This is a genomic window from Bradyrhizobium sp. USDA 3240 (assembly GCF_054063295.1).
On the sequence record NZ_JBSSGD010000002.1, the window covers coordinates 342,885 to 364,624 of the forward strand.

General features: G+C 65.7%; 26 protein-coding genes. 10 read left to right on the forward strand and 16 right to left on the reverse strand.

From position 1 onward, the window contains the following. Positions 1 to 12: 12 nt before the first annotated feature. Complete coding sequence (gene gatC, locus ACVIGA_RS02130; RefSeq protein ID WP_207829947.1) at positions 13 to 300, reverse strand: Asp-tRNA(Asn)/Glu-tRNA(Gln) amidotransferase subunit GatC; 288 nt, start codon at positions 298 to 300, stop codon at positions 13 to 15. Positions 301 to 675: 375 nt separating this feature from the next. Here gatC and ACVIGA_RS02135 point away from each other — a divergent pair, with 375 nt between their 5' ends. Then, a complete protein-coding gene (locus ACVIGA_RS02135; RefSeq protein WP_456665115.1) occupies positions 676 to 852 on the forward strand; it encodes a hypothetical protein in 177 nt (58 codons plus the stop codon). A 27-nt stretch (positions 853 to 879) separates the two neighbouring features. On the opposite strand, the gene ACVIGA_RS02140 is transcribed toward ACVIGA_RS02135, so the two are convergent. The 3 genes from ACVIGA_RS02140 to ACVIGA_RS02150 all read right to left on the reverse strand — a co-directional run bounded on the left by ACVIGA_RS02140 (position 880) and on the right by ACVIGA_RS02150 (position 3,499). Continuing rightward, complete coding sequence (locus tag ACVIGA_RS02140) at positions 880 to 1,194, reverse strand: NIPSNAP family protein (protein ID WP_375775076.1); 315 nt, start codon at positions 1,192 to 1,194, stop codon at positions 880 to 882. Between the two features lie 102 nt (positions 1,195 to 1,296). After that, complete coding sequence (locus ACVIGA_RS02145; RefSeq protein WP_456665116.1) at positions 1,297 to 2,373, reverse strand: NAD(P)H-dependent flavin oxidoreductase; 1,077 nt, start codon at positions 2,371 to 2,373, stop codon at positions 1,297 to 1,299. A 109-nt stretch (positions 2,374 to 2,482) separates the two neighbouring features. Continuing rightward, positions 2,483 to 3,499 carry an NAD(P)H-dependent flavin oxidoreductase gene (locus ACVIGA_RS02150; RefSeq protein ID WP_456665117.1) on the reverse strand — a complete coding sequence of 339 codons (1,017 nt, stop codon included), beginning with the start codon at positions 3,497 to 3,499 and terminating at the stop codon, positions 2,483 to 2,485. Positions 3,500 to 3,615: 116 nt separating this feature from the next. On the opposite strand from ACVIGA_RS02150, the gene ACVIGA_RS02155 reads away from it, so the two are divergent. From ACVIGA_RS02155 to ACVIGA_RS02165, 3 genes are all read left to right on the forward strand, one after another. Beyond that, positions 3,616 to 4,506: a LysR substrate-binding domain-containing protein gene (locus ACVIGA_RS02155; protein ID WP_456665118.1), complete on the forward strand. Its 891-nt coding sequence runs from the start codon at positions 3,616 to 3,618 to the stop codon at positions 4,504 to 4,506. A gap of 75 nt (positions 4,507 to 4,581) precedes the next feature. Continuing rightward, complete coding sequence (ruvX, locus tag ACVIGA_RS02160; protein ID WP_456665119.1) at positions 4,582 to 5,064, forward strand: Holliday junction resolvase RuvX; 483 nt, start codon at positions 4,582 to 4,584, stop codon at positions 5,062 to 5,064. Positions 5,065 to 5,066: 2 nt separating this feature from the next. Continuing rightward, complete coding sequence (locus ACVIGA_RS02165; RefSeq protein WP_456665120.1) at positions 5,067 to 5,993, forward strand: AEC family transporter; 927 nt, start codon at positions 5,067 to 5,069, stop codon at positions 5,991 to 5,993. A 47-nt stretch (positions 5,994 to 6,040) separates the two neighbouring features. On the opposite strand, the gene ACVIGA_RS02170 is transcribed toward ACVIGA_RS02165, so the two are convergent. The 7 genes from ACVIGA_RS02170 to ACVIGA_RS02200 all read right to left on the reverse strand — a co-directional run bounded on the left by ACVIGA_RS02170 (position 6,041) and on the right by ACVIGA_RS02200 (position 12,258). Next, positions 6,041 to 7,252, reverse strand: coding sequence for an ABC transporter substrate-binding protein (locus tag ACVIGA_RS02170; RefSeq protein ID WP_456665121.1), 1,212 nt, complete (start codon positions 7,250 to 7,252; stop codon positions 6,041 to 6,043). A 228-nt stretch (positions 7,253 to 7,480) separates the two neighbouring features. Continuing rightward, the gene (locus ACVIGA_RS02175; RefSeq protein WP_456665122.1) at positions 7,481 to 7,852 is read right to left on the reverse strand and encodes an Imm1 family immunity protein; all 372 of its coding nucleotides are present in this window, start codon (positions 7,850 to 7,852) and stop codon (positions 7,481 to 7,483) included. Between the two features lie 75 nt (positions 7,853 to 7,927). Continuing rightward, complete coding sequence (locus ACVIGA_RS02180; protein ID WP_456665123.1) at positions 7,928 to 8,698, reverse strand: CPBP family intramembrane glutamic endopeptidase; 771 nt, start codon at positions 8,696 to 8,698, stop codon at positions 7,928 to 7,930. Positions 8,699 to 8,708: 10 nt separating this feature from the next. After that, positions 8,709 to 10,352: an isovaleryl-CoA dehydrogenase gene (locus ACVIGA_RS02185; RefSeq protein ID WP_456665124.1), complete on the reverse strand. Its 1,644-nt coding sequence runs from the start codon at positions 10,350 to 10,352 to the stop codon at positions 8,709 to 8,711. A gap of 134 nt (positions 10,353 to 10,486) precedes the next feature. Next, entirely contained in the window at positions 10,487 to 10,939 is a 453-nt protein-coding gene (locus tag ACVIGA_RS02190) for a hypothetical protein (protein ID WP_456665125.1), read from the reverse strand. Positions 10,940 to 10,965: 26 nt separating this feature from the next. Then, positions 10,966 to 11,376 (reverse strand): hypothetical protein, encoded by a 411-nt coding sequence (locus ACVIGA_RS02195; RefSeq protein ID WP_223967532.1) that lies wholly within the window; start codon positions 11,374 to 11,376, stop codon positions 10,966 to 10,968. Positions 11,377 to 11,505: 129 nt separating this feature from the next. Further along, positions 11,506 to 12,258 carry a M15 family metallopeptidase gene (locus tag ACVIGA_RS02200; RefSeq protein ID WP_456670722.1) on the reverse strand — a complete coding sequence of 251 codons (753 nt, stop codon included), beginning with the start codon at positions 12,256 to 12,258 and terminating at the stop codon, positions 11,506 to 11,508. A gap of 247 nt (positions 12,259 to 12,505) precedes the next feature. On the opposite strand from ACVIGA_RS02200, the gene ACVIGA_RS02205 reads away from it, so the two are divergent. The 3 genes from ACVIGA_RS02205 (at position 12,506) to plsY (ending at position 15,588) form a co-directional block, all read left to right on the forward strand. Then, the gene (locus ACVIGA_RS02205; RefSeq protein WP_456665126.1) at positions 12,506 to 13,459 is read left to right on the forward strand and encodes an aspartate carbamoyltransferase catalytic subunit; all 954 of its coding nucleotides are present in this window, start codon (positions 12,506 to 12,508) and stop codon (positions 13,457 to 13,459) included. A gap of 4 nt (positions 13,460 to 13,463) precedes the next feature. Next, positions 13,464 to 14,765 (forward strand): dihydroorotase, encoded by a 1,302-nt coding sequence (locus ACVIGA_RS02210; RefSeq protein ID WP_456665127.1) that lies wholly within the window; start codon positions 13,464 to 13,466, stop codon positions 14,763 to 14,765. Positions 14,766 to 14,991: 226 nt separating this feature from the next. Further along, entirely contained in the window at positions 14,992 to 15,588 is a 597-nt protein-coding gene (plsY, locus tag ACVIGA_RS02215) for a glycerol-3-phosphate 1-O-acyltransferase PlsY (protein WP_456665128.1), read from the forward strand. Between the two features lie 115 nt (positions 15,589 to 15,703). Here plsY and ACVIGA_RS02220 read toward each other — a convergent pair whose 3' ends face one another. After that, positions 15,704 to 16,942: an amidase gene (locus ACVIGA_RS02220; protein ID WP_456665129.1), complete on the reverse strand. Its 1,239-nt coding sequence runs from the start codon at positions 16,940 to 16,942 to the stop codon at positions 15,704 to 15,706. A 115-nt stretch (positions 16,943 to 17,057) separates the two neighbouring features. On the opposite strand from ACVIGA_RS02220, the gene dprA reads away from it, so the two are divergent. Then, positions 17,058 to 18,173 (forward strand): DNA-processing protein DprA, encoded by a 1,116-nt coding sequence (gene dprA / locus ACVIGA_RS02225; RefSeq protein ID WP_456665130.1) that lies wholly within the window; start codon positions 17,058 to 17,060, stop codon positions 18,171 to 18,173. Positions 18,174 to 18,326: 153 nt separating this feature from the next. Here dprA and ACVIGA_RS02230 read toward each other — a convergent pair whose 3' ends face one another. Continuing rightward, positions 18,327 to 18,722, reverse strand: coding sequence for a winged helix-turn-helix transcriptional regulator (locus ACVIGA_RS02230; protein WP_342711596.1), 396 nt, complete (start codon positions 18,720 to 18,722; stop codon positions 18,327 to 18,329). Positions 18,723 to 18,821: 99 nt separating this feature from the next. On the opposite strand from ACVIGA_RS02230, the gene ACVIGA_RS02235 reads away from it, so the two are divergent. Continuing rightward, positions 18,822 to 19,430: an FMN-dependent NADH-azoreductase gene (locus ACVIGA_RS02235; RefSeq protein ID WP_456665131.1), complete on the forward strand. Its 609-nt coding sequence runs from the start codon at positions 18,822 to 18,824 to the stop codon at positions 19,428 to 19,430. A gap of 57 nt (positions 19,431 to 19,487) precedes the next feature. On the opposite strand, the gene ACVIGA_RS02240 is transcribed toward ACVIGA_RS02235, so the two are convergent. After that, positions 19,488 to 19,652: a hypothetical protein gene (locus tag ACVIGA_RS02240; RefSeq protein ID WP_456665132.1), complete on the reverse strand. Its 165-nt coding sequence runs from the start codon at positions 19,650 to 19,652 to the stop codon at positions 19,488 to 19,490. Positions 19,653 to 19,808: 156 nt separating this feature from the next. Beyond that, positions 19,809 to 20,582 (reverse strand): SDR family NAD(P)-dependent oxidoreductase, encoded by a 774-nt coding sequence (locus ACVIGA_RS02245; RefSeq protein ID WP_375775093.1) that lies wholly within the window; start codon positions 20,580 to 20,582, stop codon positions 19,809 to 19,811. A gap of 109 nt (positions 20,583 to 20,691) precedes the next feature. Between ACVIGA_RS02245 and ACVIGA_RS02250 the strand changes: the two genes are divergently transcribed. Further along, positions 20,692 to 21,165 (forward strand): winged helix-turn-helix transcriptional regulator, encoded by a 474-nt coding sequence (locus ACVIGA_RS02250; protein WP_223967523.1) that lies wholly within the window; start codon positions 20,692 to 20,694, stop codon positions 21,163 to 21,165. A 286-nt stretch (positions 21,166 to 21,451) separates the two neighbouring features. Here ACVIGA_RS02250 and ACVIGA_RS02255 read toward each other — a convergent pair whose 3' ends face one another. Continuing rightward, positions 21,452 to 21,703: a hypothetical protein gene (locus tag ACVIGA_RS02255; RefSeq protein ID WP_456665133.1), complete on the reverse strand. Its 252-nt coding sequence runs from the start codon at positions 21,701 to 21,703 to the stop codon at positions 21,452 to 21,454. Positions 21,704 to 21,740: the final 37 nt, after the last annotated feature.

Below are 21,740 nucleotides of genomic sequence, written 5' to 3' on the forward strand. Positions count from 1 at the left end.
AGAACAGAGAAACTACTCGACCACCTTCGGCACCAGGAAGAAGTGGTTGGTCGTATCGGGCGCATTGCGGACGATGTCGTCGGCGATCTCGCCGTCATTGACCACGTCGGCGCGCTTCTTCATCTCCATCGGCGTCACCGAGGTCATCGGCTCGACGCCGTCGACATTTACCTCCGACAGCTGCTCGACAAAGGCCAGCATCGCGTTCAGCTCGCCCTGGAGATGGGGAACTTCGGCGTCGCTGACCGCGATCCGCGCCAGATGCGCGATGCGGCGGACGGTTGTGGCGTCTACGGACATTATATAGGGCCCCGGATCCAAAAGGTCAGGCTGAAAGGTCAGCCCGCCGTATAGCAGAGGCCGGTTTTGCGCCGCAACCGCGCGAATCCCTCAGCCCCGGGGCTTCCGCACCCCTGCCGGGCACCCAGGTGAGACATTCCGGCGCGCATCCGGGCCGCAAAAGCCTGCGACGAAACCACTTTGCGGCTGCCACGAAGTGGTGCCGAAACATTCGGGGCGCCTACTCCCTCCAAATCAAAAGGTTCGGAGTGCGTCATGCAAACGCTGGAAAACCGCCCCCGGCCGGAGGGCTGGGATCCCGCCCTGTGGTCGATCGGCACGGTGCTGGGGATTGCGATCCTCTACGTGGCCTGCCTGGTCTGAGCGAGGCGAGCGATGGCCAAGTCCCAGGCAAAAGCTCTGCAGGAAAAGGCCGAGATGTTCGAGCGCCGCGCCGAGCGCGCTACGGATCCGATCTCCCGGCAGCATTACAGGGAAATGGCCGCGCATTATCGCAGGCTCGCGACCGAGCATCTGGAGATCAACCAGAGCGAGCCCGCACGCCAGGCCTGAGAGTGCGATCCGGCCCGCCGCGGTCGGCTAGGCCTGCTTCGGCAGCAACGGCCGAAAGAACGACCGCTCATAGCGGACAAAGCAGCGCGTCTCCCTCGCGAAGGCGATGGCCTTCTGAACGTCGGGATCGAGCGCTGAGTCCTTGCGGTACTGTTCGTAGGCCGCAAGGCTCGGAAAGCTGAAAATCGCCAACGCGACGTCGCTAGCGCCCTCGGACGGCAGGAAATAGCCGTGATGAGTGCCGCCAAACCGCGGCACCAGCTCCAGCCACATCGCACCATAAGCCTCGAATTCGGCGAGCTTGTCCGGACGAACTTCGTATCGCAGATAACAGGTGATCATGCCGTGGTGCTCCTGCGCCAATTGAACTGCCGTCTCTCGATAGCCGGATATCGGAGGCGGCAGTCCGGGGCATACACCGAAATTGCGCAGATGGAGGTGAAATCAGCCCGCCATCTTGCCCATCCGCGCCAGCGCGGCGCCCGCCAGCGCGCGGGTCAGCTCGGCGGCCGGCATCTCCTTGCCCATCCGCACCGCCTGCCCGGCCCAGAGGTTGGTGAAATCGACCTTGCCTTGTTTTTCGGCAGCCGCCTTCAGCGGCCCGAGGGCGGTCGCCGCATGCGGGAACGCCGGCGCGTCTGGTGAGATCGGGCCGACCTCGCGCATCACGCGGTTGGCGACGCCGCGCGCCGGGCGGCCCGTCATCACATTGGTGATCACGGTCGATTCATCGCTCGCCTGCGCCAGCGCGACACGGCCCGCCGCGCTGACCTTGGATTCCGGACAGCGCAGGAACGCCGTGCCGATCTGCACCGCGGAGGCGCCGAGCGCAAAGGCCGCGGCGATCCCGCGTCCGTCCGCGATGCCGCCGGCCGCGACGACCGGCACCTTTACCGCGTCGACCACCTGCGGCAGCAGCGAGAACGTGCCGGGCTGCTCGGCGATGTCATCGGTCAGGAACATGGCGCGATGGCCGCCGGCGTCGGCGCCTTGCGCAATGACGACGTCCGCACCGTTCTCCTCGAGCCAGATCGCCTCCTTCACCGTGGTCGCCGACGACATCACGATGGCGCCCGCTGCCTTCACCCGCTGCAACAGCTTCGGCTCCGGCAGGCCGAAATGGAAGCTGACGACTTCGGGCTTCAACTCCTCGACCACGGCGCAGAAGGCCGCATCGAACGGCGCGCGGTTCGCCGCATTGATCGGCGCATCCGGATCGAGGCCGTGTTCGCGATAGTACGGCCCCAGCCGCTGCCGCCATGCCGCCTCGCGCGCCGGATCGGCGTCGACCGCCTTGTGGCAGAAGAAGTTGAGGTTGACCGGCGCCGACACGCGCTGGCGGATGATGTTGACCTGCTCACGCGCCTTCTCGGCCGAGAGCATCGCACAGGGCAGCGAGCCGAGCCCGCCGCCCTGCGCCACCGCGATCACGAGCTCCGCATCCATCACGCCGGCCATCGGCGCCAGCACGATCGGGAATTCGGTCTTGAAACGATCGATCAATCGACGGTCCGGCCACATGGTGTGTCTCTTTCCTGGCTTGCTCAGAATTACCCTCTCCCCTTGTGGGAGAGGGTGCGCTCGCAAAGCGAGCGCGGGTGAGGGGTTTGCCTCCGCGGATACAGACCCCTCATCCGGCGTGGACTGCGTCCACGCCACCTTCTCCCACAAGGGGAGAAGGGAAAAAGTTGCGCCGGCCCTGCAACGTCTGCTCGGCCTCGGCGACGATGCGGCCGACGATCTCGGCCGCCGGGACGATATCATGGATCAGCCCGACGGACTCGCCGGCGAACACCGCGGCAACGTCGAAATTGGCCGCTTCCCTCGCGGCGGCGTATTCCACCGCGACCTCGTCGGCGCGCTGCATCAGCTCGATCTCGCGGCCAGACCAGCGCCGCAGATGATCGTTGGAGAGCGAGCGCGCGGTGAACGGCGCCGGCCACATCAGCTTGCGCGACCAGTCCATCACCACGCCGCGCACCGTCTCGCCGCTCTTCGCGGCGCAGATCAGCTGCTTCGCCCGCTCGGGCGCATCGGCCTCGGCGCTGGCATAGAACCGCGTTCCCATCAGCACGCCGGATGCGCCAAGCATCATCATCGCCGCGAGGCCGCGGCCATCGGCGATGCCGCCGGCTGCCACGACAGGGACGCGCCCTGCCGCGAAATCGATGATCGCAGGCACGATGTCGAGCGTGGTGCGCGAGGCGCCGTGACCGCCCGCCTCCGTGCCCTGCGCAATCAGGATGTCGGCGCCGCAATCCAGCGCTTGTTGCGCCATCTCCTCGCTCTGCACCTGGCAGATCAGCAGCGCGCCCGCGGCCTTGATCCTGGCCGCGAACGGCGCGGGATCGCCGAATGACAGCATCACCGCGCGCGGCCGCGCCTCCAGTGCGATCTCGATCAGCTCCGGCTGCTTCGCGAGGCTCCAGGTGATGAAGCCGATCCCGAACGGGCGATGATATCGCCTGAGCACCGCGGTCTCCGCCTCGAGCCAGGCCCGGTCTCCATAGCCGCCGCCGAGAATGCCGAGGCCGCCCGCGTCGCTCACCGCCATGACCAGCCGGCTTCCCGTGATCATCGCCATCGGCGCCGCCAGGATCGGATGCGCGATGCCCAGACGCGCCGTCAATTCGGTGCCGATCGGCATGCGTTGCTCCCTGTTCTGGACTGCTGTTCTGGACTCGCAGCCTAAGCGGGCCTAACATTCTCGGAAAATGAATACTAGAGAACGCTACCATCTCTAAAATGAAACGGTGGTCCCAGATGGAATTGACCGACCTGCTCACCTTTTCCACGGTCGCCCGGCTCGGCGGCATCACCCGGGCCGCCGACGAGCTGAACACCGTGCAGTCCAACGTCACCCAGCGCATCAAGGCGCTGGAAGCCGAGATCGGCACGGCACTATTCGAGCGTCACAGCCGCGGCATGTCGCTGACCGGCGCCGGCCGCCGCCTGTTGCCATACGCGCAGCGTATGGCGGCGCTGTTGCGCGAAGCCGTGCTCGCCGCGCGCGACGATGGCGAGCCGAAGGGGCCGCTGTCGATCGGCTCGATGGAGACGACCGCCGCGGTGCGGCTGCCGACGCTGCTTGCCGAGTTTCATCGCCGCTATCCGGCGGTGCGCCTGACCTTGCGCACTGCACCGACCGCTGACCTCGTCGCCGCCGTGCTCGACGGCTCGCTCGACGGCGCCTTCGTCGCCGGTCCGATCGAGCACGCCGAACTGTCGGCGACAACAGCCTTCACCGAGGAACTGGTGCTCGTCACCGCGCAGCGCTGGAAATCGCTCGCGGCCTTGCGCGCCGGCACGCCGGAGTCGGGCCCGACCGCGCTGGTGTTCCGCACCGGCTGCACCTACCGGCAACGGCTCGAACAGGTCTTCACCGAGTTCGGCTGGCCGTCGGCCGCCCGCTTCGAGCTCGGCACGCTCGACGGCATGGTCGGCTGTGTCGCCGCCGACATGGGCGTCACCTTGCTGCCGCGCGCGGTGGTCGAGCGCGACCACGTCCAGCGCGACATCAAGATCCACAAGCTCAGTCCGCAGCATGCGCATGTCGAGACGCTGTTCATCCAGCGCCGCGCCACGCACCAATCCAGCGCGTTGCAGGGACTTGCCGCATGCCTTTCCGGCGACGATCGGGTGATCGCCGCCTGACCGGCGTTTTCGCATGGACGGCTGCTTGCCGCCGGGCTTTGCCTCGGCGCGCGGGTGCGTGCTAAGCGCAAGGTCATGCCCGCCCCCATCCTCCCCCTGATCGAAGCTGTGCCGCATTGGCCCGAGCGCGGCGCGCTGGTCGGCCTCGACCTCGGCACCAAGACCATCGGCGTTGCCGTCTCCGATCCGGACCGGCGGCTCGCGACCGGCGTCGAGACCATCCACCGCAAGCAGTTCAAGGCCGACGCCGCGCGGCTGTTCGCGATCGCGGCCGAGCGCAATGCCGTCGGCTTCGTGCTGGGCCTGCCGATCAACATGGACGGCAGCGAGGGCCCGCGCGCGCAATCGACCCGGGCATTCGCCCGCAACCTCGCAGGCCTCACTGCGCTTGCAATCGGGCTGTGGGACGAGCGGCTCTCGACCGCAGCGGTCGAGCGCGAGCTGATCGGGATGGATGTCAGCCGCGCCCGGCGCGCCGAGGTGATCGACGAACACGCCGCGATCTTCATCCTGCAGGGCGCACTCGACCGGCTGGCGAAGCTGCGCGGAGACCGCTGACGATGGCCGTGGTGATCGCGGCGCTGTTGCCGGTATTTTTGCTGATCGTGCTCGGCTTCATCCTGAGACGCACGCTGATTCGGCTCGACACCCAATGGCACGGGCTGGAACAGCTCACTTACTACGTGCTGTTCCCGGTGCTTTTGGTACAGACGCTGGTCAAGGCCGATCTGACCAAGGTGCCGGTCGCGGGCGTCGGCGGCGCGCTGCTGCTCGCGGCGCTCGTGATGTGCCTGCTCTGTCTTGCGCTGCGCGGCCCGCTCGCGCGCGTCGGGGTCGACGGCCCGGCCTTCTCCTCGATCTTCCAGGGCGCCACCCGCTGGCAGACTTATGTCGCGCTGTCGGTGTCGGGCAATCTCTATGGCAAGGTCGGGCTGGCGGTGGCCTCGGTCGCGATGGTCGCGATCATTCCGCTGGTCAACGTCTTCAGCGTCGCCGTGCTGGCGAAATATGCCTCATCCGGGAAGCGGTCCGCGGGCGCCATCGTGATGACGGTCGTGAAGAACCCGCTGATCTGGGCCTGCGTCATCGGGCTCGTCATCAACGTCACGCATATCCCGCTGCCGAAAATCTGGCACGACGTCGCCGACGCGCTCGGCGGCTCGTCGCTGGCGATCGGCCTGCTCGTGACCGGCGCCGGGCTGCATCTGGCAGGCATCTTCCGTCCTAGCCTCGCCGCCAGCATCGCGCTGGTGCTGAAGCTGGTCGCGATGCCCGTCCTGACCGTCGCGCTCGCGGTGTGGTTCGGCGTCACCGGCGCCAACCTCGCCATCGTCGCGGCCTGCGCCGCGGTGCCGACCTCGCCGTCAGCCTATGTGCTGGCGCGCCAGATGGGCGGCGATGCCCCCCTGCTCGCCCAGATCATCACGCTGCAGACGATTTTGGCCGCGATCACGATGCCGATCGTGATCGCCGCGGTCGGGCAGTAGCATGCGGCCTGCGCTTGCACAGGTTCGGCTCGCTACGCTGATCGTCGCTACTTCCCGCTCGAACCGGTGAACGCCGTATCGAGCACGTCGCCGATCGGCTGCCAGCTGCGGCCATCAAACTGCAACAACCGCAATTGCTCGACCGGTCGGAACTGACCGCTGTTGATCTTGATGCCCGGGAGCAAGGCGGACGCCTGATAATCCCTGAGCGCCGCGGCCTGCTTCATGACGTTTTCGCGCGACAGGTCGTTGCCGCATTGCCTGAGCACCTGGACCATCGTCTCAGCCTCCGCGTAACCATAGACTGCGGCCGCGTCGTCCTTGCCGCCGGCCTTCGTATACTTGTCGAGGAAGCTGTGCCAGGCGCCCTGCTCTTGCCTCCAGGCCGGATCGCTCGCATCCTTCAGGAAGGCGGCGGTGATGACGCCGGTTGCATTCTCGGTGCCGGCCGGCTTGAGCACCGTCTCGATCGATGACGCCATCTGGTTCACGACAAACACCGGCCGCCAGCCGTGTTCGGCCGCCGCCCGGATCACCTTGGTGGCATTTTCCGGCACTCCGGCAAACACAAAGACCTCGGCGCCCGATTGCTTCAGGATCGAGATGTGGCCGTCCAGATGCTGGTCGTCGACATCATAGGCAATGTCGACCCTGATGTTGTGGGCGACGTCACCCAGCCCCTGCACCAGCCCCTTGAACAATTCCCTCCCGAACTGGTCATTCTCCCAAAGCGCCACGATTTTCTTTCCGGGATAGAAGGCCTGGATGTAGTTGGCGTAGATCCGTCCCTCCTCGCGGTACGAGGGCTGCCAGCCCATGGTCCAGGGATAGAGAGACGGCTCGCTGAGGTCCTGATCGCCGGAGACAACAAAGAGTTGGGGGATCTTCAGTTCGTTGAGATACTTCCGCACCGCGAGATTCCCGGGCGTGCCGAACGAACCGAACATCAAGAGCACATTGTCGGTCTCGACCAGAATGCGCGTCAGGTCCATGGCGTTGGACGCATCCGACAGATCGTCATAGGACATGAAACGGATCTTGCGGCCATTGATGCCGCCGCGTTCGTTGATCATCTCGAAATAGGCGGCTTCCGCCTTGCCGATCTGGCCAAAGATCTCGAGCGCGCCGCTGTACGGCATCAGATTGCCGATACGGATTTCGGTGTCGGTAGCGCCCTGGTCGCGCACCTGCTGCGTAATGGCGCCAAGGGACGCCAGCGCGACGACGCCGGCCAAGAGCGTTCGGATCAATCTAGCCATGAGAAGAGCTCGCACGACGGCAGCCGCCGCTGCCTGGTTTCGGTCCGGCCCGCGCTCGTTCATTGATCTAGATCATAGCACTCCGACGGGACGCTGACACGCTCTTCGTCAACGTTCCGGTGGGCGGCAACGCACCACTGCTTGTTCCGGATCATCGCGCTGCACACCTGGCCGCGATCATAATGCCGTCGCGATCGCGGCGGTGGGGCTTTAGGCGTGGAGCGTACGTCAGGCCTTTTGCCAAGAAACGAATTCAGGACGAGCGCCATCGTTGACGAAGAAGTATGCGATCGCCTTGTAACACTGCTCCAGATCGAGGCACCAAGAGAGCGGATGCTCATCGATCTGTCCGTTTGCCAGCCGGTAGGCGACGACCTGCCTCCCATTATCTTCGCCCTTGGTGACAAAGCCATCGTCACCATTGAAGCGTAGATACATGAGCCAAGCATAGCCTCCGTTGCGAAGCATCACGATGGCTGGGCCAGTTGGCGCTGATAACCACAACTCGAACTGCTGCTCCTCGTGGAACCGATCTAACGCAAGGCCTAGCTCCTCGACAGAGCCAACTACAGTGTCAGTCGCGTTAAAGGATACGTTCATGAAACGTCTGTCACGTAGCAGCTAGTCTCAAGGTCGCGCCGAATCCAAGCCACCGTCTGCAGACACATCGACCGATCACCCCGCCAGCCACCAGGTCTGCAGCGTCGCGGCGAAATTGTTCAGCCCGTGCAGCAGGATGGTTAGCCAGGTCGAACCGGTGCGGAAGCGCAGATAACCGAACAGGAACCCGATCGACAACACCTCGCAGAGGAAGAACCAGTCGTACTGTAGGTGCATGAAGGTCCAGACGATCGACGACAGCAGGATCGCGCCATACGGGCCGAGCCGGGATTCCGACCAGCCGCGATAGAGCCAGCCGCGCGCGAACAATTCTTCCCAGAGCGGCGCGGCCACGGCAAAGGCGATCACCAGAAGCCACAGCGCGCTGTGCTCCTGTGCCGATTTCAGCACGTCGCCCATGAAGCCCGGCGTCACCTCGCGGCCGGCGGCGCGGGACACCATGTCCCAGGCGCCGACCAGCACAACGAGCGCGACGACGCCGATGATCACGTTCTTCCACGAGGTCCCGCGCAGCCCGAGGTAATCGGCGAACGGGATCCCGGTGCGGCGGATCGCGAACCACAGCACCAGCAGCACCATCGGCAGGCCGGCGAGGACCGAGAGCGAGATCGTCAGACCGTCGGCGACCACATGGGTGATGCCGGCCGCCGACAGTTCTCCGCCCTGCGCAATGATGCGGTAGACGATGACCGCGACCTGGCCGAGGAACATCGCGGCGAAGATCAGAAGGCCCCACAGCGCGGTGCCCCAGAACTTCCAAACCCGAGGGGGACGTGGCGGCGGTTCGATAGCAGCCGGCGGGGTATCGGGATTGAGTGCGTCCATCAGCAAACTTTCATGGCAGCGCCCGCGCCAGCAGCGCGCGCTGATCGGCATCGGAAAGGTCCACCGCGCCGTACATGCCGGCGTGGCGTTCGGCAAGCCGTGTCGCCGCAAACAATTCGGCGTTCCCCGGCGAGACCTGGTTGAGCGCCGCGGCGGCGGCCAGCAGCGCCAGCTTCTCGACGGCAAGCCGCGCGATGCGCTCGCTGTCCGGCCGGCGGAAGGATTGTCCAATCGACGTAACCGCCTCGGCGGCGCCAGGCAGGCCCCTGGTCTCCTCGGCGAGTGCACGCAACACCGCAAGCGCGGCATCGGCCTCGCGGCCGAGCGCGCGGAGCACGTCGAGGCACATCACGTTGCCGGAGCCTTCCCAGATCGCATTGACCGGCGACTCCCGGTAATGCCGCGCGAGAATGCCCTCCTCGACATAGCCATTGCCGCCGAGGCACTCCATCGCCTCGTAGAGGAAGCCGGGTGCGCTCTTGCAGGTCCAGTATTTGATCGCCGGCGTCAGCAGCCGCATATAGGCGGCCTCGCCCGCATCGGTGGGTGCGCGATCGAAGGCGCGGCAGAGCCGCATCACCAGTGCGATCGACGCCTCGACATGCAGCGCCATGTCCGACAGCACCGCCTGCATCAGCGGCTGGTCGGCGAGATGCTTCTGGAACACGCTGCGATGCCGCGCGTGATTGAGCGCGTGCGCCAGCCCCGAGCGCATCAGGCCGGCGGATGCGATCGCGCAATCCTGCCGAGTCAGCTGCACCATCCGGATGATGGTGCGGATGCCCTTGCCCTCCTCGCCGATCAATTCGGCATGGGCGCCGTGGAATTCGACCTCCGAGGAGGCATTGGAGCGGTTGCCGAGCTTGTCCTTCAGGCGCTGGAAGTGGATCGCGTTGACCGTGCTATCGGGCGCAAAGCGCGGCATGAAGAAGCAGCTCAGCCCCTGCTCGGCCTGCGCCAGCACCAGGAACGCGTCGCACATCGGCGCCGACATGAACCATTTGTGCCCGGTGATGCGCCAGGCGTCGCCGTCGCGCTCGGCGCGCGTCATGTTGGCGCGCACATCGGTGCCGCCCTGCTTCTCCGTCATGCCCATGCCGAGCGTCATGCCGCGCTTGGTCCACCATGGCGCAAAGCTCGGGTCGTAGGCACGCGTAGCGATGACCGGCATCGTCTTCGCCAGAATATCGGGCTGCGAGGCCAGCGCAGCGACCGAGGCGCGCGTCATCGTGATCGGACAGAGATGACCGGTCTCGACCTGGGACGCGATATAGAACCTTGCCGCGCGCACCACCTCGGCGGCCCCGCCTGCCGGCTTGCCGTCGGCGGTCCAGGTCGAGTTGTGCACGCCGGCATGGGCCGAGTGCGCCATCAGCTCGTGATAGGCCGGATGAAACTCGACCTCGTCGCGGCGGTTGCCCCTGGCATCGAAGGTTCGCAGTTTCGGTGTGTTCTCGTTGGCGACCCGGCCGCGCTCCGCCATGACGGCCGAACCCCAATGCTTGCCGAAATCTGACAGCTCTGCGCTGGCCGCCGCCCCGCCATTGGCGGCCACAGCGGCCGCGAGCGGCGCGTCCGCGGTGAAGAGGTTGACGTCCTCAAAGGGCGGCGACTGGTTGAACACATCGTGGGTGGCGAACGGAGCCTGCGTCATGGTCTCCCCGGCGATTGGTCGCACTGCGCGCGATGCCCGGACAACGGTCTTCGTTGGCAGCAGCAGCGCCGCAGCTGGAATCGGGGGATCATAAGCCTGCAAGCCGGCACGGGGCAGCGAAAAGTACACGTCCGCTAGATGCTTCCATGTTTCGGCGCATGACGGCCGAGCCAACGGTCGACCCAATCATTGGCGCGGGTCCGGTTCGCCTCCTTCCTGGAAGCCTGGACCGGAAAAATGTCGCCGCTGCTCAGTTGCCGGTTATCGGGATACTCAGCCAATTGCAGGTTCGACTCGTGCGCGGCCCCGTCCGCCGGAGAGATGTAGGCAAACCGGATCTCGATCTTGTGCTTGATGTCGGAGCCCTGCCATTTCGGATGGTGGCGCGCCAGAAGTTCGGTGAGTTCGCAAGGCAACAGATCGGAGGTCGAGCTCCGATTGTCCTCGGTCTTCTCCAGATAGCATTGCTCCTTGACGCTGCTGACGCGCGCGTCGATCGGCCGGAAGTTCATCCGCTTGTCGAACTCGATGTAGGCATAGAGGCCCGCGACGCCGATAGCGATGATGCCGTAGAGCCCCAGACGCATGGTCGAACTCCCATCCTCAGTGACGGTCAGATCATGCGCGTCTTGTCTGCCTTGGTCTTGGAGGCCAGTACGGGAAAAACCTCACCGGCGCGCAGCGGCTTGCCGCTGGGGAAGTACGACATCTCCAGGCTCGACTGGTGCGAGACGCCATCGACCGGCGAGACATACACGACGCGCACCTCGATCTTGTGCATCACGTGATAGCCCTGCCACTTCGGATGCTCCTTCCGCAGCAGCTCGGCGGTTTCGCAGCGAGTGAGGTCCGACGTGAACGTCGTCTTGGTGACGACGCCGCGCTCGACCTTTTCCAGATAGCACTGGTCATTGACGCTGCTGATGCGCGCATCGACGCGCTGATAGTTCGCGCCCTTGTCGTACTGGTCGTAGATCGCGATGCCGAACGCACCGACGGCAACAATGACAACAGCCCAACGCATGTTTTCTGCTCCCGCAATGCCCGCACTTCATACGGCCACAATTAAGGAGTGTTGAAAGCGCATTCGGCTACTTTTGCGATGGCAAGCCTTGTCTTACGAAAATGTCCCGGATTTGAAGAAAATCCTGCACTAGCGCGCCCGCGCGATCGGGAAATCATAGGCTGCCGCGCTCGCTCCCGGCAGCGAGAAATGCCACCATTCCTTTGAATAGTTGGCAAACCCCTGGCGAGCCATCGCCGCGACCAGAAGGTTGCGCCAGCGCTTCTGCGCCGGTGTGATCGCGCCGGAGGCGGTATGGCCCTTCACGTCGGAACAGTCATAGCCGGTGCCCATGTCGACGCTGCCCTCGGGGGCGCGCGCGGCGACCGGCGCGGTGCAGTCGGCATAGTCCTTGGCCGGATCGAACTTGCGCGAATTGTCCGCGGTCAGGTCAACCAGCGTGAGATCGACCGCGGCGCCGGTCGAATGCCCCGAATGCGTGGCGATGTAGCCGAGGCGGAACAGATCCGTCTTCGAGAACGCCGGGTTGTAGCGCCGCTCGGCGGCGGTCTCCTTGCCGTTCCTCGACCACGCCACCATGTCGGCGACCGCGCGGGCCGGCCGGTAGCAATCGAACATCTTCAGCGACAGGCGTTGCCGCGCTAGTTCCTGCTGCACGGCCTTGAGCCGTAGCCCCACATCCCGCTTCACCACGCAATCCGGCGCGCCATAGCCCGCGATCGGCCGCCCCATGAAATTGTTGGAGGTCGCGTAGCGGATGTCCTGGATGATGGTCGGATCGATCTCACGCAGGAACACGAAGCCGCCGGGCAGGCCCTGAGCGAAGGCGGAAGAGATCGCCCCCAAGATCACCCCGAAGACCAGCAATGCGATCACGGCGATTTTCACGAATTCTCGCTCCGCTGTCTTGCCTGCATGGCCGTCCAAGGACCACCTCGCCTATGCTCCGCCCGGGCCCGGCCGTGCACGTCTTGTTCCCGAAAAACCAGCAAAAGCAAGGCCCGGACAGATCGCAACAAGCCCGGGCATGTCCGCGGAGAAACCCCGCCCCATCTTACTCGGGGAAAACTCCTGCGGGCCCTCTTCGCGCTTGCCCCACCGGCCATCCGCGCCTATAGCTCTCGCTTTAATGACCCCATCATTGAAATCGACTTTTGTCCTCGGTCACCGGCATCTGCTGGGCATCGAGGGCCTTTCCGCTGACGACATCACGGGCCTGCTCGACCTCTCCGAGGAGTATGTCGAGCTCAACCGCCAGGTCGACAAGAAACGCGCCAGTCTGCGCGGCCGTACCCAGGTCAATCTGTTCTTCGAGGCCTCGACCCGGACCCAGTCCTCGTTCGAGATCGCCGGAAAACGCCTGGGCGCCGACGTCATGAACATGTCGGTGTCATCGATGTCGACCCGCAAGGGCGAGACCTTGATGGACACCGCGGTGACGCTGAACGCGATGCACCCCGACATCCTGGTGGTGCGCCACCACGCCTCCGGCGCGGTCGAGCTGCTGGCGCGCAAGGTTGACGGTTCCGTGATCAATGCCGGCGACGGCGCCCACGAACACCCGACCCAGGCGCTGCTCGATGCGCTGACCATCCGCCGCAACAAGGGCCGGCTCGAGGGGCTGACGATCGCGATCTGCGGCGACGTGCTGCATTCGCGCGTGGCGCGTTCCAACATCTTCCTGCTCAACACCATGGGCGCCCGCGTCCGCGTGGTGGGCCCCTCCACGCTGCTGCCGCGCGGCATCGAGCGGATGGGCGTCGAGGTCGCGCGCGACATGCGCGAGGGGCTGAACGGCGCCGATATCGTGATGATGCTGCGGCTGCAGCGCGAGCGCATGAATGGCTCCTTCGTGCCGTCGAGCCAGGAGTATTTCCACTATTTCGGCCTCGACCAAAAGAAGCTCGCATACGCCAAGCCCGATGCGCTGGTGATGCATCCGGGCCCGATGAACCGCGGTGTCGAGATCGACACCTTCGTCGCCGACGGCGCGCAATCGCTGATCCGTGAACAAGTCGAAATGGGTGTGGCGGTGCGCATGGCAGTGCTCGAAGCGCTCGCCCGCAACCTGCCGAACGCGTGACGCCATGCTGACTGACCGCCGCCCCATCCTGCTCGCCAACGCCCGCGTCATCGATCCGTCCCGCGACTTCGACGGTCCGGGCGACGTCCTGATCGCCGACGGCGTGATCCGTGACGCCAAGCGCGGCATCGGCGCCGCCGGCGTCCCCGAAGGCACCGACATCGTCAATTGCGCCGGCAAGATCGTGGCCCCCGGCCTGATCGACATGCGCGCCTTCGTCGGTGAACCCGGCGCCAGCCACCGCGAGACCTTTGCATCCGCGAGCCAGGCCGCCGCCGCCGGCGGCATCACCACCATCATCTGCCAGCCCGACACCTCGCCGGTCATCGACAATTCGGCGACCGTCGATTTCGTGCTGCGCCGCGCCCGCGATACCGCGATCGTCAACATCCACCCGATGGCGGCGCTGACCAAGGGCATGCAAGGGCAGGAGATGACCGAGATCGGCCTGTTGAAGGCCGCCGGCGCCGTCGCATTCACCGATGGCGACCGCAGCGTCACCAACGCCCAGGTGATGCGACGCGCACTGACCTATGCCCGCGATTTCGACGCGCTGATCGTGCATCACACCGAGGACCCGCATTTGGTGGGCGAAGGCGTGATGAACGAGGGCGAATTCGCCACGCGGCTCGGGCTCGCCGGGATCCCGACCGCCGCCGAGGCGATCATGCTCGAGCGCGACATGCGGCTCGCGGGGCTGACCGGCGGCCGCTATCACGCGGCGTCGCTGACCTCGATCGAGTCATTGGAAATCCTCAAGCGTGCCCGCGACAACGGGCTCCACGTCTCGGCCTCGGTCTCGATCAACCACGTCACGCTGAACGAGAACGACATCGGCCCGTACCGCACCTTCCTCAAGCTGGCGCCGCCGCTGCGCACCGAGGAGGACCGCAAGGCGCTGGTCGAAGCCCTCGCCTCCGGGCTGATCGACGTCGTGATGAGCGATCACAATCCGCAGGACGTCGAGGTCAAGCGGCTGCCGTTCGCGGAAGCGGCGAGCGGCGCGGTCGGCCTGCAGACCATGCTGCCGGCAGCACTGCGGCTGATCCACAATGGCGAGATGGACTTCAAGACGCTGATCCGGGCGATGTCGACACGGCCGGCGGAACTGCTCGGCCTGCCCGGCGGCACGCTGCGCGCCGGCGCCCCGGCCGACGTGATCGTGATCGACGCCGACACCCCCTGGGTGCTCGACCGCGACGACCTCAAATCACTATGCAAGAATACGCCGTTCGACGACGCCCGCTTCTCGGGCCGCGTGACCCGGACGATCGTCGGCGGACGGACGGTGTACGAACACGTCTAAGTCGGCGCGGAACTCAGCGCGCCGCGAGTTGCGACATCGCTTCCATCGTCGTTCCAACGACGATGGCCGCGACGTAAACCACAAAGAAAACCTGCTCCAGCCGCCTGCGAACAGAAGCCATGATAAGCTCCCTCATTTCCAAGGTGATGGTGCGGATCGATGGTTAATATTTCATTGACGGGATTGTCCAAAATGGACCTAACCGACCGTCCGGGGAGCCACCGCGATGTCCGCTGACGCGATGCTGCTGGTCGCCTTCCTGATCGGCTATCTCCTGGGTTCGATCCCGTTCGGCATGATCCTCACCAGGCTCGCCGGCACGCAGGATCTGCGCACCATCGGCTCGGGCAATATCGGCGCCACCAACGTGCTGCGCACCGGCCACAAGGGCCTCGCCGCGGCGACGCTGATCGGCGACATGCTCAAGGGCACGGTCGCCGTCATCATCGCGGGCTCGATCGACGGCCCGAACGCGGCGATGCTCGCGGCGCTCGGCGCATTCCTCGGCCACCTCTTCCCGGTCTGGCTCAGATTCCGCGGCGGCAAGGGCGTCGCGACCTATATCGGCGTACTGCTCGGCCTGTTCTGGCCGGCGGCGCTGATCTTCGCCGTGATCTGGATCGGCACCGCCACCACTACGCGCTACTCGTCGCTGTCGGCGCTGATCGCCGCGTTCGTGACGCCGCTGTTCCTGTGGTGGTTCGGCCACAACGCGCTCGCCTCGCTGTTCGCCGTGCTGACGCTGCTGCTGTTCTACACGCACCGCGAGAACATCAAGCGCCTGCAGGCCGGCACCGAAGGCAAGATCGGCGAGAAGAAATAACTCTCTCCGTCATTCCGGGGCGATGCGCAGCATCGATCCCGGAATCCATTGGGCCGCATCTTCGCTGTGAAATGGATTCCGGGTTCTCGCTTCGCGAGCCCCGGAATGACGGCGGTTATTTCCTCAGCGCGTCCTCGACAAAACTCGCCGCCGCCAGCGCCTTCGCGTCATCACCAAAACCCGCGATCACGGTCACGCCGACCGGCAGTCCGCCCTCGGCAGTCAGCGTCGGCACGTTGACGCAGGGCACGCCCATCAACGTCCAGAGCCGGTTGTAGCGGGGATCGCCGGTCGAGGCCAAGCCGTTCGGCGCGGCGCCCGGCGCTGACAGCGTCAACAGCACATCGACCTCGCCAAAAATCGCTGACAGCGCCTGCCGCGCGCGCAGCGTGACGTCCATCGCTGCGTCGTACTCGGCGGGCGTGTCGCCCTTGCTCTCGTCGAGCCGGCCGCGCAGCAGCGGCGGCATCGCATCGTAGTTCTGGCCATACTCCCAGGCGAGCGACTGGTGTGCCTCGAACTCCTGCACCACCGGATGGATCCGCCACGCCTCGGCGATGATCTCTGATATCGCAAGCTCGCTCACGGTTGCGCCCGCCTGCTCCGCCGCCCGCGCGGCCTTCTGCAACGCCTCCGCGCCGGATGGTTCCGGCGCGCCGGCGAAGGCCTGCGTCACCACGCCGATGCGCGGCGCCGCGACGGCAGACGGCACGACCAGGTCAGGCCGCCTGGTCATCGCAGCCAGCCCCAGCGCGACGTCGCGCACGCCGGCGCCGAACAGCCCGACGGTATCCAGCGTCCACGAAAAACACTTCACCCCGACGGTCGGCAACAGCCGGTAGCTCGGCTTGATCGCGGCGACGCCGCAGAATGACGCCGGCCGGATCACCGATCCACCGGTCTGCGTGCCCAATGCCAGCGGGATCATCCCGGCGGCGACCGCGGCTGCCGAGCCCGACGATGATCCGCCCGGCGTGTGCGCGTGATTGTGCGGATTGAGCGTTGCGGTCGGATCGTTCGCCGCGAACGCGGTGGTCGTGGTCTTGCCGATGATGGTGGCGCCGGCCTGCTTCAGCGCCATCACCACCGGCGCATCGGCCCGCGGCTGATGGCCGCGATAGATCGCAGCCCCCATCTCGGTCGGGAAACCGGCGGTATCGATGATGTCCTTGATGCCGACAGCAATGCCGTGCAGCGGCCCGGCACCTTGCGCACGCGCCTTCTCGTCGTGGCGGACGAATGCACCGATGGTCTTGTCCTGCGCCGCGATGGCGTCCTGCGTTTGCATGATAGCGGCATCGGCGGACAATTCGCCGGAGGCGATGCGGCGTTGGAGATCGGCAAGCGAAATCATCGGCAGACTTCCTGTTTCTTGACGGCTTCTTGGCAAGCGCTTGTAGCGCGTCGCGCGTCGCTGCGCCAACGTCGCAGTTGATCACAATCCCAGGTTGGGCGAAGCTGGCCCCCGCATGCATGACCGGTCTCCCAGCACCACTGAACTGACCGACACCGAACGGCTCAACCGGCTCCGGTTGATCCGCTCCGACAATGTCGGCCCGCGCACCTTTGCATCGCTGCTCCGCCATTTTGGCGATGCGGCGCATGCGCTGGAGCGCCTGCCGGATCTCGCGCGCCGCGGCGGCGCATCGGGACCCGGGCGCATCACGAGCGAGGCCGATGCCGCCGCGGAGCTGGCGGCCTGTGCCAAGTTCGGCATCGACCTCGTCGCGCCGGAGGAAGTCCACTATCCGGCGCGGCTTGCCACCATCGACGACGCGCCGCCGCTGCTTGCCGTGCGCGGCGCGCGCGACACGCTGATGCGCCCGATGATCGCGATCGTCGGCTCGCGCAATGCCTCCGGCGCCGGGCTGAAATTTGCAGGCCAGCTGGCGCGCGATCTCGGCGATGCCGGCTTTGTCGTGATCTCGGGCCTTGCCCGCGGCATCGACCAGGCGGCGCATCGCGCAACCGTTGCAAGCGGCACGGTGGCCGTGCTGGCCGGCGGCCATGACAGAATCTATCCGCCGGAGCATGAGGATTTGCTCGCTGCCCTGCTTGCGCGCGGCGCGGCGATCTCGGAGATGCCACTCGGCCACGTGCCGCGGGCGCGCGACTTCCCGCGCCGCAACCGGCTGATCTCGGGCGCATCGCTCGGCGTCGTGGTGGTGGAGGCCGCGCACCGTTCGGGCTCGCTGATCACGGCGCGGATGGCCGCCGAACAGGGCCGCGAGGTGTTCGCGGTGCCGGGCTCGCCGATCGATCCGCGCGCCGCCGGCGCCAACGATTTGATCAAGCAAGGCGCCACGCTGGTCACCGAAGCCGCCGATGTCATCAACGCGGTCACGCCGATCATGGAGCGGCCCGTCATGCTGTCCGCCCGCGAAGATGACGAGCCGATGGATTTTGTCACCGATGCGTCCGATCGCGCCCGCATCATCAATCTGCTCGGACCGAGCCCGATCAGCCTCGACGATCTGATCCGGATGGCCGATGTCTCGCCCGCGGTCGTCCGCGCGGTACTGCTGGAGCTGGAGCTCGCCGGCAGGCTCGAGCGTCACGGCGGCGGACTGGTGTCGATGATCTGACGCGGCAGCTTGGGTGACTTATTCCAATCCGTCACCGTCATCCTGAGGAGCCTGCGCAGCAGGCGTCTCGAAGGATGCACGGCCCGGCTGGTGGCCGTCGACCCTTCGAGACGCGCGCAAGAGCGCGCTCCTCAGGGTGACGGATAACACTCCCTACTCGTTGCGTCCGTCAAACCGTGTCCGCGCGCCCTCGATCTCCGGCAGATGCGCGAAGGCCCATTCGCCGAGCGCCTTCACCGGCTTCGCCAGGCCGCGGCCAAGGTCCGTGAGCTCGTAGTCGACCCGCGGCGGAATGGTCGGAAACACCGTGCGCGTCACCAGGCCATCGCGCTCGAGCCCGCGCAGCGTGAGCGTCAGCATCCGCTGCGAGATGCCGTTGATCATGCGCTTCAGCTCGTTGAAGCGCTTCGGCCCCTCCATCAGCATCATGATCACGAACACGCTCCATTTGTCGCCGACCCGCGCCAGCACGGAGGCGACCGCACGGCAATCGCTGTGGTCGGGACTCGGCCGCGGCGGAGCAGTCACATGGATGTTCTCAGGTCTCATTGCTGTGCTCGGGTTTCAAAAATGTGCGTTCTTGCGGACATTTAGGGCAGTCACTCATATAGCGCCAGTTACAAACCTATACCAAAGGTGACCCCAGCCATGAAACTTCTGCACATCGACTCCTCGGTCCTCGGCCCCCACTCCGTCAGCCGCCAAGTCTCTGCCGCCGCTGTCGAGCGGCTGCGCCAGGCCAATCCGGGCCTGGTCGTGAGCTACCGCGATCTCACCCAGACCCCGCTCGCCCACCTCTCCGGCCTGCACCTCGCCGCCGGCCAGGGCGCGGCACCAGACCCGTCGGTGCGCGATGACATCGCGACCGGACAGGCGGTTCTCGACGAGTTCCTTGGCGCCGACATCGTCGTGATCGGCGCACCGATGTACAATTTCACCATTCCCTCCCAGCTCAAGGCCTGGATCGACCGCGTCGTGGTCGCAGGCAAGACCTTCAAATATGGCGCCGCCGGCGTTGAGGGATTGGCCGGCAACAAGCGCGTCGTCATCGCGATCTCGCGCGGCGGCTACTATGGCGCCGACACGCCGATGGCCGCGCTCGAGCACCTCGAGACCTATTTGCGCGGGGTGTTCGGCTTCATCGGCGTCAAGAATCTCGAGCTGATCCCCGCCGACGGCATCCAGGTCGGTCCCGAGCATCGCGAGAAGGCCGTTGCAGGCGCGCTCCAGGCCGCCGGCAGCCTGAACGCCGCCTGACGTGATCACATTCCTGCCGTCACCTCGGTGGCGGCAGGGCGCTTCGGGTGGATGACGTCAGAACCAGGCGCCTTGAATGCCGAAGATGACGGCGACGAGCGAGATCAACAGACCGATGCCGGAAAACAGCGCGACCGTCACAAACTGCGCTGAGTCTGAATTTTCATTTTCGGACGTAGACGAAACCGGGATCGGCGTCGCAATGCGGGCTGCTTTCGGCATGAAGGAACTCCAAAATGATTCCGTGGTGAAAAAATTCCCGCCCATTCAGGAGTCCGGCGAGTACGTCAAAGGTTCAATACGCGCGATAGTAGTCGCGCGCGAAATCGGCCGGTGTGAACTGCTTCACACCGGCCGTTCGTTACAATGCGAAACAAACTAGCCGCGATAGATCGGCGCGCCCGCAGGCGATGCCGTTGCACCGCCATCGATGAACAGTTCCTGCCCTTGCACATGCGCCGCGTCGTCGGACGCGAGGAACAGCACGGTCTTCGAGATGTGATCGGGTTCACCGATGCGTCCGAGCGGCGTGGACTTGCCGATGCGCTGCTCGAACGCCTTCTCGGCCTCGGGCGTTGCGATCGCCGCGCCCCAGATCGGCGTACGCACAGCGCCCGGAGCCACCACGTTGACGCGGATGTTGCGCGGCGACAGCTCTGAGGCCATCACCCGCGCCATCGCGCGCACACCGGCCTTGCTCGCCGCATAGGCCGAATAGCCGGGATTGCCGAGCACGGAAATCACCGAGCCGTTGAGGATGATGGACGCGCCGTCGTTCAGATAAGGCGCGACCGCCTGCACGGTGAAGAACACGCCGGTGAGATTGGTGCGGATCACATTTTCGAATGCGGCGAGCGTGGTGCCGCCAACCGGCGTCTGGCCGGGAATGCCGGCATTGGCGAACAGCACGTCATACTTGCCGAACTTCTCCGCGCCCTGCTTCACCGCGGCTTCCAGCGCAGCGACATCGGTGGCGTCAGCCACCACCGCGAACGCGTTCGGCCCGAGCTCCCGTGCCGCCGCCGCGAGCGTCTCCTTGTTGCGCCCGGTGATGACGACCTTGGCGCCTTCGGCGACGAACAGCCTTGCTGTCGCAAGCCCGATGCCGCTGTTGCCGCCGGTGATCAACGCCGTCTTGTTCGCCAATCTCATGTCCGCCTCCAGTTGGTTGCATTATTAAACTTCGTTGCCTACCTAGGGCATCAGGTTTAATATTGCAACCACACAAGACCGTGATGGCCCAACTTTCGGAGCGTGCGTCGTGAAACGAACCAGCCTTGCAGGCGACAGCTGTCCGGTGGCCCGCGCGCTCGACGTGTTCGGCGACTGGTGGTCGCTCCTGATCATCCGCGACGCCAGCCTCGGCCGGCGCCGCTTCGGCGAATTCCAGGCCAGCCTCGGGCTTGCGAAGAACATCCTCACCACCCGGCTGCGCACACTGGTCGAGCGCGGCATCCTGAAGACGGTCCCCGCCTCCGACGGCAGCGCCTATCAGGAATATGTCCTGACGCCGAAGGGCCACGGCATCTTTCCGATCCTGGTCGCGCTCCGGCAGTGGACCGAGGAGTTCGACGACCATCCGGACGAGATCGCGACCATCATGGTCGACCGCGACAAGGGCAAGCCGGTGAAGAAGCTCGCGCTGTTGTCGCAGGACGGGCGCGTGTTGGGTGCGGCCGATACAACGTTGAAGCCGCGGCCCGCCGTGAAGCGCGCGCGGCGCGTATCGGCGTAAACGCCATCCTTCGTCATCGTCGCGAGAGCGCGAAGCTTGGCCTCATCCACAACTGTCATCGCCCGGCCTGTGCGCAATTGCGCACATGGACCGGGCGATCCAGTACGCCGCGGCTTCTCAGTTCAAGCACTCCTGCCTCTGGAATACTGGATCGCCCGGTCGAGCCGGGCGATGACACCGAGATGAGGTGCGCAGATCACGGCGCGTCGTAGCGAATGAGACCCATCCTCGCCGTCGTCCTGGCGAATGGAGAGAGCCCTGATGCAAGGCCGGCCCTGTCATGCCCTCACGACAGCTTCCTTCGGCTACGCGCGCGCAATTGCTCGTCGGCCTCAAGGCGGGTCATCGCGAGCAGATGGTCGAGGACTTCGAACTTGTGGCGCTGGGCGAGTTTGGCGAGCTCGGTCGCGGCCGCTGCGATCAGGACCAGGGCGTCATCCGGGCCGCCCTCCCCACCTGGCTCCCCATCTGGCTCGTCGCCCTCCGGTCGCCGTCGGCCGGACCGCTTGGGCTTGCGCCCGCCCCCTGTGCTGCTCAAAAGGCCTAATCCGATTCCCACCCTATATATAAAGAGA